The organism is Adhaeribacter swui (genome assembly GCF_014217805.1).
Classification (GTDB): Bacteria; Bacteroidota; Bacteroidia; order Cytophagales; family Hymenobacteraceae; genus Adhaeribacter; species Adhaeribacter swui.
The window spans coordinates 4,169,174-4,181,963 of sequence record NZ_CP055156.1 but is presented as its reverse complement, the minus strand read 5'-3'; the positions used below and the strand labels follow the sequence as shown (position 1 = coordinate 4,181,963).

The following is a 12,790-nucleotide window of genomic DNA, read 5'->3' as shown; positions in this document are numbered from 1 at the left end:
ACCCACATGAAAAAGCTTTACGGCCTTTTAATTCTCTTAATAAGCTTTCCGGGGCTTAGCCAAATCCGGGAATTGAATTTTACCCGGCTCTCTGTAGAAAATGGCTTACCGGAAAATTTTATTACGTGTTCTTTGCAGGATAAGCTGGGCTACATGTGGTTTGGTACGCAAAACGGGCTGGTCCGCTATGATGGGTATAACCTGAAAGTATATAACCTGGAAACTGCGGATAAAAAGGATCGCACTTTTCGGTCGGTTTGGTACATCTTTGAAGACAGCAAAGATAACCTCTGGATTGGCACTTTACAGCAGGGGGTATTCCGGTTTAACCGTTCTCAGGATAATTTTACACACTTTCCGCACCTTTCCTCTAAAAAAGAGATTGAAATGAATGGTTGGACAGTTGTAAAAGCAGAAGATAAAGAAGGCTATCTCTGGATCGCCAATTTAACTGTGGAATTCCAAAAACATATCGACCGCTTTCATCCAGTTACCGGCGACATGGTTACCTACGATTCGCTGGCTACCGGAAAATATCATCTCCCCACCAATGACTTTAATGAACTCATTAATGATTCTAAAGGCCGAGTCTGGTTAGGTACTCAAAATGGCTTGTACCAGTATAATGCCCATAAAAAAAAGTTTGACCAATTTCTGGCCAGTCCCGATACGGCTAATAAGCAATATATTGCCTATCTATATGAGGCGCCTTCCCAGCCGGGTTTGCTATGGCTGATTATAAGAACGAAGGCAGGCAGCCGCCTGGTACAATATAATCCGGATACCAAAAGCATAAAAAGTTTTAAAAGCCCGGTTTCCGGCCAGGGAACCGAAAAAATGCTGACCCTTTTTGAGGACAAGGCCCACCGCTTATGGGTAGGCACCAATAAAGGTATTCTGAAATTTAACCCCTCCGGCGGAACGTTTACCAGCTATAAAGTTAACGACAAAAACCTGGAAGCAGATGCGGATAGTTGCTTTGATATAAGAGAAGGCCGCAACGGGGCCTTGTGGGTGCTCTCGGGCAAAGGATTGCTGTACTTGGCCTCGCCGGGCGCCGCCTTGCGCCGGTTTGCCGCTGATGAGAATAAGCCGGGGGGCTTACCGACCAATGTGCTGCAAAACTCGTTCGTAGACAGAAACGGCAGTTTATGGGTGGCAGGCAGGGGCCATGGCATATTCCGGTTAAACGAAAAGCAGTCGCAGTTCCAATTTATTCAGCAGACGGGCACTGGTGCCGGTTATCCGGGAGGCTATGCGTATAGTATAGCCCGATTAAAAAGTGGGAAGTATTTGATAAGTACCCCCAAAGGTTTATTTGAAAGTGATAAAAACTTAACCCAGTTTGAATCGGTAAACCTGGCTGCTGGAAAGCTTATACAAGTGCGCAGAGCTATTTTAATAGATAAGGAAGGAATAGCCTGGATTGGAAGTTTGAATGATGGTTTATTCCGGTATGATCCTCAAACCAAAAAAGTAACCAACTATAAAAATAAAAAAACTGATTCTACTTCCCTTAGCAATGATGCTGTCATAAGTATTCTGGAAGACTCCCGGGGCAATTTATGGGTAGGTACCCATAAGGGCGGGTTATGTCGCTTAGTCCGTCAATCCGGAAAATTCACCCGTTATCCCTATATTGTCAATTCGGGTAATAATGCCCCTGAGAAAGGAGAGCTGGATGATATCCAGGTAAATTCTTTGTTTGAAGATAGCCAAGGAATATTGTGGGTAGGCACCAACGGCGGCGGCTTAAATAAATTAAACCTCAAAACGGGTAAATTTACCTCCTATTATAATAGCGATAAGGGTTTGCAATGTATTACTTCCATTTTCGAAGACCGGCAAGGCCGGCTCTGGGCCGGCACTTATTTATGGGGTTTATTTCTTTTTGATCGGAAAACCGGCCACTACCGACGTTTCACCGAAAAAGAGGGTCTGGTATACGATAATATTTCTACCATCCGGGAGGATAAAGCCGGTAACCTGTGGCTGGGCGGCGGCCGAGGTTACTCTATTATGAACCCTAGAAATTTTGCTATACGGCAGCTCACTCTACAGAATGGGTTGCCTGCCGGCGACATGGTTTATGGTGGTTCCGCCACGGCATCCAACGGCGACTGGCTCGCTGGCACCAGTACGGGCATTCTGCGCTTTAACCCGGATAATCTTGTTTACAATACAACCCGGCCGGAAGTAATTCTGCAAACCATGAGCTTTACCAATCAGAATAAAGCCGGCACCCGTGATAGCATTATTATTCTGACGAATCAAAAAAGAATAGAACTAAAATACAACCAAAACCGGGTTACGTTTCAGTTTGTCGCTTTTCATTATGCTAATCCTTCGTTTAACCAATATAAATACAGGCTGTCCGGTTACGATACCAACTGGATCTCTGGCGGTACACAACGCTCGGCTACCTATACCAACTTGGCTCCAGGCACCTATACATTTTCGGTTAAAGCCGCCAGCAGCGATGGTCTCTGGAATGAGCGGGATGCCACCATCACCGTTATCATTCACCCCCCCTGGTGGCGTACCTGGTGGGCGTATACCTTTTATATAATTTTATTTGCGGCGGTTTTACGTATGTATATTTTGCATCGTTCCCGAGTTTTACGTCGCGAAAATCAACTGCTGGAAAGTAAAGTAAACCTGCGAACCTCCCAATTAAGCCAGGCCAATGAAGAAATATCCCAGGCCTTAGCAAACCTGAAAACCTCCCAAACCCAGCTCATACAATCCGAGAAAATGGCCTCCTTGGGTGAACTTACCGCCGGAATTGCGCACGAAATTCAAAACCCCCTCAATTTTGTCAACAACTTTTCGGAAGTTAGTATAGAGTTGCTAGACGAATTAGAAGAAGAAGCTCAAAATGGCAATACAACGGAAGTGCTGGCCATATCTACTGACTTGAAAGAAAACCTGCAAAAGATAAATTACCACGGCAAACGGGCCGATGCCATTGTGAAAGGCATGCTGCAACATTCCAGAGCAGGGTCAACAGAAAAACAACTTACCAATATTAATGCCTTAGCCGATGAATATTTGCGCTTAAGTTATCATGGGTTGCGGGCCAAAGACAAAGAATTTAATGCTGCATTGGTAAAAGATTTTGCTCCCGATTTACCTAAAACCGAAGTGCTGCCGCAGGATTTGGGTCGGGTGCTGCTAAATTTATTTAATAATGCTTTTTATGCAGTTGCCCAGAAAAAACAATTGCTAAATGGGCAATATCACCCGGAAGTTCAAGTAATTACCAAAGACTTAGGTGATAAAATAGAAATCAGGATCAGGGATAATGGCAGTGGCATTCCGGAAAATATAAAGCAAAAAGTCTTTCAGCCTTTTTTTACCACCAAGCCAACCGGGCAAGGCACCGGATTAGGTTTATCTCTTAGCTATGACATTATAAATAAAGGCCACGGTGGGCAATTAAAATTAGAAACAGAAGAAGGAAAAGGGGCAGATTTTATTATTATATTACCTGTAAAACCTGGGTTATGAGACTTGCTGTTTCTTTTCTGTTTTTTTTCTCACTTGTGGTTTCTGTTAATGCACAAGTTGAATCATTAAGTGAATTAAAACAAAAAATAGTTACAACCAAAGATACGGACACTCTTAAAGTAATCTTGTTAAATGATATTGCCTCCAAATATAGGTACCGAAAACCCGATAGTGCTTTAATTTATGCTCGCCAAAGCATTTACCTCGCTAGAAAATTAAATTATCATTATGGAGAAGCAGAGGGTTTGTTGCAGATGGCCGGTATTATAAATTTAGCCGGAAATTACCCAAAAGCTTTAAAAACGATTTTAGATGCAACTAAAATTATTGAAAATTTAAATTTTGGAAAAGAAGCGTTACTGGTAAAGGCTTATAGGCATCGGAGTTTGCTTTTATCAAACATGGGGAATTATAAAAGTGCTTTACCTTTTCTTAGTTTAGCTTTAAAATTACAAAAACAACACCACTTACCCGAAATAGAAGGTACTTATAATAATTTGGCCAATGTGCATGTTAGGCTAAACAACTTAGATTCTGCTTATTTCTTTGCCGAGAATAGTTTGCGGTTAGCAAAAAGCAATCCTAGCCGGCAGAATCCTTACTATATTGGTACCATGGGGTTAGTTCTGGAAAAATCAGGAAGAAATCAAGAGGCTATTACTTATGCCCGAGAAGCTTTAAAAGTAGGTAGCCTTTATGGTGATGATAATATAAAAATACAGATTTATAATGGCCTGAGTAAATTATACAAAAAACTAAATTCTTCAGATTCGTCCATCTTTTATGCTCAAAGAGCCCTGCAATTAAGTAAAAAATTGGGCTTTAATAATTACACCTTAGAAGCCAGTAAAAGTTTGGTTGATGTTTTTGAATTACAAAATAAACAGGATAGTGTTTTAAAATACCTTAAAATAATGCTGGCGGCAAAAGACAACCTTTTTAGTCAGCAAAAAATTCAGGAATTTCAAATAGTTTCTTTTGAAGAAGAGGAAAGGAAAAAAGAAGCTTAAATAGCGAAAGCCACCTTTATAAATCAAATAAAAATCTATTTAATGGGGGCAGGGTTGGGAGTTTTCGGTTTAATAGTATTAATGTTATACCGCAACAATAAACACCGAAAAAAAGCGCAGGCCTTGCTACAAATCCAAAAAGAGCAATTAGAAAACACTTTATACGAGCTAAAATCTACCCAAGCCCAACTTATCCAAAGTGAGAAAATGGCATCATTGGGAGAGCTTACTGCCGGAATTGCCCACGAAATCCAGAACCCGCTCAATTTTGTAAATAATTTTTCTGAGGTAAGTATAGAGCTATTAGACGAATTAAAAGAAGAATTACAAAAGGACGAAACCGAAGAAGCTCTAGCTATTTCCATGGATTTAAAAGAGAACTTATCTAAAATAAACCACCACGGCAAGCGAGCTGATTCAATTGTTAAGAACATGCTGCAGCATTCTCGCGCGAGTTCAGGCGTGAAACAACTTACTAACATTAATGCTTTGGCCGAGGAATACCTAAACCTTTCTTACCACGGCTTTCGCGCCAAAGACAAAGACTTTAATGCCAACTTAATCACTGAGTTTGATAATAATATCAGCAAAATAATAGTAGGCCCTCAAGAATTAGGCAGAGTATTACTAAATTTATTTAACAACGCCTTTTACGCTATCCAGCAAAAGAAAGCACATCTAAACGGCCAGTACCAACCCGAAGTTAAAGTACTAACCCGTCAGCAAAACGGGCAGGTAGAAATTACCATCCGGGATAATGGCACTGGAATTCCGGAAAATTTAAAAAATAAAATTTTTCAGCCTTTCTTTACTACCAAACCTACGGGTCTGGGTACCGGTTTGGGGCTTTCGCTGGCTTACGATATTATTACCAAACAGCACGGCGGTAAACTGCTCGTGCAATCGGAGCCCGGGCAGCATACTGAATTTACTATTGTATTACCCCACCATTCTGCATCAATTGTAAATTAATTAGTTATTTTTAGCTCCTGAACGAGCTGGCTTCTTATGTATTTTTTTACCTTACTTTCTGTTTTTCTGCTGCTACGGCGCCTGCGCAAATCCAATGTAACTTCGCCCAAAGCTTCTAAATGGGATCAATGGTTAAATGTATCCAGTTGGATTTCACTGGGGCTGATGTTTTCCCTGGGCAGTTTTCTGACCGACGAAGTTTCTAACTTAGGCGCGTCCATTTTCCTTTGGCTAGTATTGTTCTTTCTTTACACCGAACCTGATTTTCACGCTTCCCGCCCTATAGTTTATTCTTTTATCCCTTTCGCGGTTATTACTTTTATCAGCGCTTTTTTAAATTTAATTGTTCCGGAGTTTTACCAAAGCTTGGAAGGTTACCTGACCACCGCCATTATGGGAGCTTTTGTCTGGAATTTTGCCAGTTGGATTAACGCCAATAAGCAGGAAAAAGAACTCGAGTTTGAGCGTCAGCAAAGAATACAGGAAGAACAACAAAAACTGGCTTTATCTGCCCAAAAGGACCAGTTAGAAATTTTAGTAGCCGAACGCACCTCCGAAATAACCAAGCAAAAAGAAGAACTGGAAGTAACCGTACAAGAGTTAAAAGCTACTCAGGCCCAACTCATTCAGCAGGAAAAATTGGCCTCATTGGGTGAGCTTACCGCCGGCATTGCCCACGAAATTCAAAACCCCCTAAACTTTGTCAATAACTTTTCGGAAGTAAGCACCGAGTTACTGCAAGAATTAAAAGAAGGCCCTTTGCAAAAACTGCCGGAATCCGAAAAAGAATACGCCGAAGAGATTTTGTTTGACCTAACTCAAAATTTAAATAAAATTTCGCACCACGGGCAACGGGCCGATAAAATCGTGAAAGGCATGCTGCAACACTCGCGCGCCACTACCGGCCAGAAAGAACCTACCGATATAAACGCTTTAGCCGACGAGTATTTACGACTTTCGTACCACGGTTTGCGGGCCAAAGACAAATCGTTTAATGCCACCATAAAAACTGATTTTGCCCCGGATTTAGGTTTGGTAAATATAGTATCGCAAGATGTTGGGCGGGTTTTACTAAATTTGTACAACAATGCGTTTTACGCCATTAGCGAGAAAAAGAAATTGCAAAACGGGACTTTTGAACCCACCATTTGCGTAACTACCCAGCAGAAAGACGGCAAAATAGAGATCCGGGTGAAAGACAATGGCCTGGGTATACCGGCCGCCATCCGGGAAAAAATTATGCAGCCTTTTTTTACGACCAAACCCGCCGGCAAAGGTACGGGCTTAGGGCTTTCACTGAGTTACGATATTATTACCAAAGTGCACGGCGGTTCGCTGGAAGTAAATACCCAGGAAGGCGAGTTTTCAGAATTTATCTTGCGCCTGCCGCGGAATAACAAATAATTTATAATAATTTAAACGGTACTTACGTCAAGATATCATATAAAATGAAAATATTAGTAGTGGACGACGAAGCCGATGTACAACCTTTATTTTTACAACGCTTCCGCCGCGAAATAAAAAATGGAGAGTTAGACTTTGCCTTTTCCACATCCGGCGAAGCCGCCTACGCGTACCTGGAACAATACGATTCGGAAGTGGTTCTGATTTTATCGGACATTAACATGCCGGGCATGAGTGGTTTGGAATTGTTACGATTAATCCGGCAAAAACACGAACACCGCCCTCCTACCGTGATGATGATTACCGCTTACGGCGACGACGAGAATTACCAGCAAGCCATGCAACACGGCGCCGATGATTTTTTAACCAAGCCGCTGGACTTTAGCCTTTTAAAAGAAAAACTTAAAAATTTTGCATCCTGATGGCCAAGATACTGGTGGTTGACGACGAAACGGATCTGGAATTATTAATCAAGCAAAAGTTTCGCCGGAAGATTCGAGAGAATACCTACGAATTTGTTTTTGCCCACAACGGCGTAGAGGCTTTGCAAAAACTGGCCGAGCACCCCGATCTGGATATTGTGTTGAGCGACATTAACATGCCCGAAATGGATGGCCTTACCTTACTTACCAAATTGCCCGAAGTAAACCCGCTGGTAAAAGCCGTAATGGTATCGGCGTACGGCGACATGGAAAACATCCGAATGGCCATGAACCGGGGCGCTTTTGATTTTGTGTGCAAACCCGTAAACTTCGAAGACCTGGAACTAACCATGGATAAAACCGTGCTCCACGTGTCGCATTTGCGCGAAACCATGCAGGCCATTAAAGAAAACAATATTTTAAAAATGTACGTGGACGAGAACGTGCTGCATTTTATGACGCACAAAGAGTTTGAAAACAGCTTGCTGGTAAACGAAGCCATCGATGCCACTATCATGTTCATTGATATTTGCGGCTTTACTTCCATCACCGAAAAAGTACCGGCTAATACCGTAGTAGGCTTATTAAATAAATACTTTGACATGATGGTGCAGGAAATTATTGCCCAGAATGGCCACGTAGATAAATTCATGGGCGATGCGGTAATGGCGGTTTTCCGGGGCGATTACCACCTGGACCGAGCTATCGATGCAGCGTTGGCCGTTCGGGAAAAATTACAACTGGAAACAGAAGTACAACTGGATGGCCATTTTTTTAAACCCCAGGTTTCGGTAGGCATTAATTCCGGGGAAGTAATTTCGGGCAATATTGGTTCTATCTCGTTACGCCGCCTGGATTATACCGTAATCGGCGACGGGGTAAATTTAGCCCAGCGGCTGCAATCGGTAGCGCAACCCAACCAAATTGTTATTTCAGAGGCAGTGTATGAGCGCGCCAAAGAATCATTTAATTGCCAGCGTCTGAAAGAAGTAAATTTAAAAAATAAAGCCCAGGCGGTAGTTATTTACGAAGTTATTGAGTAGTCCCGCATTAGTAACAACATCATTGAATGAGGGAAAAATTGGGTATGCAAACAGGGATTTATCAATTATTAAACATTAAACCTGCCGAAGCCAGGGTTGTAAAGCAGCTTTTTTTAGTGCAGTTTTTTTTAGGTGTGGGTACTTCATTTTTGTTTACCAGCGCGCTCACGCTTTTTCTGGCTACCTACCCCATTAAAGAATTACCTAAAGTTTCGTTGCTAGCTGCCGGCTTATTACTGGTAGCGAATTATGGCTACGCCCGTCTGGAAGCTACTTTATCGGCTAAAAAACTGCTGCAGGTTATTATTTTGTTTTCGGTGGCCTCTATTGCCCTGACCTGGCTGGAAGCTACCCTTTTCTCCATTACCTGGCTGCCCTTTTTCTTATCGGCCTGGAACATGGTGTTGTACATGGTAATTGGTTATGCTTTCTGGGGAATGGCCGCCATAATTTTTAACGTCCGGGAAAGTAAAAGAATTTTTTCGGTGGTAGGCTCCGGCGACATTCCGGCCAAAATTATTGGTTACGCGGCCGTAGCGGTTCTGGCTCCTATTATCGGGGTAATTAACGTACTGGCTATTTCGATGGTAGCTTTGCTGGTTGCGTATTATTACCTGCAGCGTTTTAATCATCCTGTAATTGTAGCGCCACCCCACCACGACCATCCGGAGCATCATGCCTCCACGCATGGTCACGGAGAACATACCGGCCTGATTAGCCGTTTTTTTGAAAATAATTTAATTTTTGTCATTGCCATTTGGTCTTTCGTGGGCTTTGTTCTTTACTCCCTCCTGGATTATACATTTTTAACCGAAATAAAGGTAAAGTATAAAACCAGTCACGAGCTGGCATCTTTCCTGGGGATTTATTTTGCTGTGGGTCGGGTTTTGGCCATGTTTATTAAATTACTTTTTAGCAGCCGGGTTATCAACCGTTTGGGTTTAACTAATTCCTTGCTAATTACTCCAATTGTGTTAGCGCTAGTTACCATGTACATTCTGCAAACCAGCACGCCTACCAATACCGGCTTAATTGCTTTTGGGGTTATGGTATTGCTGTCGGAAGTATTAAAATCAGCGGTGCAAGAACCTGCTTTTTTTGTGCTATTTCAGCCGTTGCAACCCCACTCCCGCTTAAAAGGCCATTTAATTACCAAAGGCTACACCATGCCTTTTGCCTTGCTGGTGGTGGGCCTGTATGCTTTTGCCTTCCGCGACTCCCACGGCGACATATCTATTTCCTTTGTTTGCTATACCTTAATTTTATTGATTGCGGTATGGTCCGGCATGGTTTTCCTGATTAAAAAAGAATACCTGCATACCTTAATTCAAGCTTTAAAGAAAGGCTATTTTACGGGCACGCAGTTATTTTTAACAGATAAGCCGGTGCGGGAATTATTGCTGGCTAAATTAAACAGCCCTAAACCTAAAGAAGTACTGGTGGCTTTAGAATTGCTGGAGCGTTCGGGTTACAAACAACTCAACCAGGTATTATTGCGCGAGCTCAACAACCCGGACCTCTCTATTAAAAAATACGTTTTATCCCGAATTAAGCACCGGCATCTCACTGCTGCGTTGCCGGTAGTGCAACAGCAATTAGCCTCAAATTCTTCCTCCGAAATTAAACCAGATTTACTGCAGGTCTTTTATTTTTTAAGTCCAGAGCAAGCGCAGGAATTCTATAATTTAAAAAATTTAAATTTTGCCGATAAAAAAGCAGCTTTACTAGGTTTAGCTTCCCGACCAGATGCAAGTTCTTTACAAATTGTGCAGCAAGAAGTAGCCGCATTAACCCGGAGCACGCATGAAGCAGATAAATTATTAGCCTTGGAGATAATCTCTACGGCACCACACGGCGACTTTGAAACTTCCTTACGCAGCTTGTTGCACGATGCCTCGCCGATAATTTTAAAAAAAGCCCTAGAGGCCATTGGTCAGGTAAAAGCATTTGCCTTGTGGCCGGATGTAGTAGCTACCGCCGTAAAACAAAATACTCCCACGGCGCTACAAAAAGCCATATTGCATTTTGGCGATGCTATTTTTGCGCCCGCTTACCTAACTAATCTCAACCTGCCCGCTTCGTTTGCTGCCTTATTTATAAAAACGGCAGGTTCCGTACAAGGGCCATTATCTACGCAATACCTGCTGCCTTACTTACAAAAACAAAATGAATTAACAGACTTAGCCGTAAACGCCTTATACCGCAAGAAGATTAGTTTGCCAGATGCCGGTAAAACAGAACTTACCCGTTGGCTCGAAAATAAACTGGAACAAACCAGGCCCAAAATAAATGCCTTAACTCGCTTGCGTTCCGACTCTGTAGTAGAGTTATTATGCCAAGCCCTAAAATCTGAGTTAAAGCAAGATTTAGAAGTAATTTTACAAGCTTGCGCCATCTTGTACGACCGGCCGCACCTGGAACGGGTAATGCAATTAATTCAGTCGCGCGATGCGAGCCGGATATTTAACGCCATCGAAGTGTTAGAATTACACATTCCCCGGCGTTACTTTACTCCCATCGATGCGCTTCTGGAATTTACCCTGGAAAATCAAACAAACCTTACCAGTAACTCAAGCGCAGAGATCGCCGTTAGAAACGCCGTAATCACTGAAATTTTAACTACTACCGAAACCAGTTTTTCTGTCTGGACGAAATCTGTAGCTTTATATTTAATACCCGATTTACAAGACCCGGAATTAACGCAAATTTTAAAAAATCCGCTTTCTCAGGAAGCTAACTTCTTGCTGCGCGAAACCAAACAATTTGCTTTATCCCAGGTTGCAATTTAATAGCCCCATGTTACTCATCGAAAAAGTGCTGACCCTGCGTTCTTCGGAAATTTTCCATAATACGCCCGAAGCCGAACTGGTGGAATTAGCCGGTATTTTAGAAGAATTATACCTGAACCCCAACGAAACTTTGTTTCAGAAAGGCGAAATAGGCGAAAGCATGTATTTTATTTACAAAGGCAAAATCCGGATTCATGACGAAGATTTAACCTTAGCAGTGCTGGAAGAAAACGAGATTTTAGGCGAATTATCGGTACTGGATGCCGATACCCGTTCGGCGAGCGCTACGGCTCTGCAAGAAACTATTTTGCTTAAACTAGATCAGGAACCTTTTTATGATATTATGCTGGCCAATGCCGAAGTATTAAAAGGAATTTTAAAAACCCTGGGCCGACGGCTCCGCATCATGGATGCTAAACTGGCCGAAACTAAAGCAACTCCAACCGAGCAACCTTCTCGATAACTTGCTGCAAATATTCCTGCTTTTGTTTTTCGCGCCGGGCAATGGATGAAGGCGTAAAATAACGGTGATTTTTTAAAAATTTTACCTGTACCCGGTTCCAATCCAGTTCATTTTTCACGATACCCTGCCACAGAAATTCCTGGTACAAGCCCTCCCCGATGGCATAAAAATCCGGACGGCCCAAGTAATCTAAATCAGCATCGCAGATAATTTCTTCTAATTTGGTTTGGGGGTTTTGCGGCACCTGCGTGGCTTTAATCAAGCCAAAAACTACTTCTTTTTGCGGCTTACTAAAACCAAAATTGGTTAAATCCACGTCGGCAATTTCGCAGCTTTTATCTTCATGGCCCTGGTAGGTATACAAAAATCCCATGTCGTGGTACAAGGCCCCTACCTGCAACAAAAACAACTCTTCCGGTGCCACTACGCCTTCTAAATCCGCAATTTTGGTACATTGCTCTAATACATCTAAGGTATGCGCTACATGGTGATAGGTATATTTTTCGGATAAACCGGCCTGCAGTTTTTGTAGGGCAAACGCGTGTATTTGCGGGTAAATGGCGTAGATCATGATTAAGAACTAAATTCTTGAATTTAATAGTTTTTTATAATTGATTTTTAATTTTTTTGAAATCTGGCTATGCCCTTTTATCAGCGAACATGAAAGTTATTTTCTTAGATATTGATGGCGTATTAAATCCGGCTTACCACATGCACGCGCTGCACTTCCACCAAAAATACGGCGGCGTGGCAGAGGATGCATATGGTTATTTATTCTGCCCGCATACCCTGGAACATTTAGCTTACATTGTGGAGCATACCCATGCCAAGCTTGTAATCTCGTCTACGTGGCGGAAAAAGGGTTTAACTTTTATGCAGGATTTGTGGCACCATCGTGGTTTACCTGGTGAAGTAGTGGATATTACACCCGTAATAGACAATATCCGCGGCGAAGAAATAGCGGCCTGGCTGCAACCGAATGAAGTAGAAAACTTTATAATTATTGATGATGAAAATTACCTGCTACCCAACCAGGTACCTTATCTGGTGCAAACAGATATGAATTACGGATTGAAATTATCGGATGCCCAGCAGTGTATTGCGCTCCTGAATCAAAGTTAACCTGTTTAACCTTCCCACCCTGAATACAAAAAATCAAAAATAGATGTAAATTTTT

The 12,790-nt window shown here is 42.3% G+C and carries 9 protein-coding genes and 1 pseudogene; 9 read left to right on the top strand and 1 reads right to left on the bottom strand.

The features are described from left to right. The first annotated feature begins 6 nt into the window (after positions 1-6). The 8 genes and pseudogenes from HUW51_RS17595 to HUW51_RS17560 all read left to right on the top strand — a co-directional run bounded on the left by HUW51_RS17595 (position 7) and on the right by HUW51_RS17560 (position 11,613). On the top strand, positions 7-3,510 hold the full coding sequence (locus HUW51_RS17595) for a two-component regulator propeller domain-containing protein (protein WP_185270931.1): 3,504 nt from the start codon (positions 7-9) through the stop codon (positions 3,508-3,510). After that, the gene (locus HUW51_RS17590) at positions 3,507-4,520 is read left to right on the top strand and encodes a tetratricopeptide repeat protein (protein WP_185270930.1); all 1,014 of its coding nucleotides are present in this window, start codon (positions 3,507-3,509) and stop codon (positions 4,518-4,520) included. Before HUW51_RS17595 ends, HUW51_RS17590 begins: the two co-directional genes overlap by 4 nt. Before the next feature lie 135 nt (positions 4,521-4,655). Then, positions 4,656-5,492: pseudogene (locus HUW51_RS17585) on the top strand (sensor histidine kinase); the annotation flags it as partial. A 36-nt stretch (positions 5,493-5,528) separates the two neighbouring features. Continuing rightward, complete coding sequence (locus HUW51_RS17580) at positions 5,529-6,896, top strand: sensor histidine kinase (RefSeq protein ID WP_185270928.1); 1,368 nt, start codon at positions 5,529-5,531, stop codon at positions 6,894-6,896. Between the two features lie 44 nt (positions 6,897-6,940). Further along, on the top strand, positions 6,941-7,318 hold the full coding sequence (locus HUW51_RS17575) for a response regulator (protein ID WP_185270927.1): 378 nt from the start codon (positions 6,941-6,943) through the stop codon (positions 7,316-7,318). Beyond that, positions 7,315-8,361 carry an adenylate/guanylate cyclase domain-containing protein gene (locus HUW51_RS17570; RefSeq protein WP_228467053.1) on the top strand — a complete coding sequence of 349 codons (1,047 nt, stop codon included), beginning with the start codon at positions 7,315-7,317 and terminating at the stop codon, positions 8,359-8,361. The genes HUW51_RS17575 and HUW51_RS17570 overlap by 4 nt, the downstream gene beginning before the upstream one ends. 26 nt (positions 8,362-8,387) lie before the next feature. Continuing rightward, on the top strand, positions 8,388-11,150 hold the full coding sequence (locus tag HUW51_RS17565; protein ID WP_185270925.1) for a hypothetical protein: 2,763 nt from the start codon (positions 8,388-8,390) through the stop codon (positions 11,148-11,150). Positions 11,151-11,157: 7 nt separating this feature from the next. Then, positions 11,158-11,613 carry a Crp/Fnr family transcriptional regulator gene (locus HUW51_RS17560; protein ID WP_185270924.1) on the top strand — a complete coding sequence of 152 codons (456 nt, stop codon included), beginning with the start codon at positions 11,158-11,160 and terminating at the stop codon, positions 11,611-11,613. On the opposite strand, the gene HUW51_RS17555 is transcribed toward HUW51_RS17560, so the two are convergent. Beyond that, positions 11,579-12,184, bottom strand: a complete 606-nt coding sequence (locus HUW51_RS17555; protein WP_185270923.1) for an HD domain-containing protein — start codon at positions 12,182-12,184, stop codon at positions 11,579-11,581. The two genes, HUW51_RS17560 and HUW51_RS17555, sit on opposite strands and share 35 nt — an antisense overlap. A gap of 89 nt (positions 12,185-12,273) precedes the next feature. Between HUW51_RS17555 and HUW51_RS17550 the strand changes: the two genes are divergently transcribed. Next, positions 12,274-12,735 (top strand): HAD domain-containing protein, encoded by a 462-nt coding sequence (locus HUW51_RS17550; RefSeq protein ID WP_185270922.1) that lies wholly within the window; start codon positions 12,274-12,276, stop codon positions 12,733-12,735. Positions 12,736-12,790 lie beyond the last annotated feature (55 nt).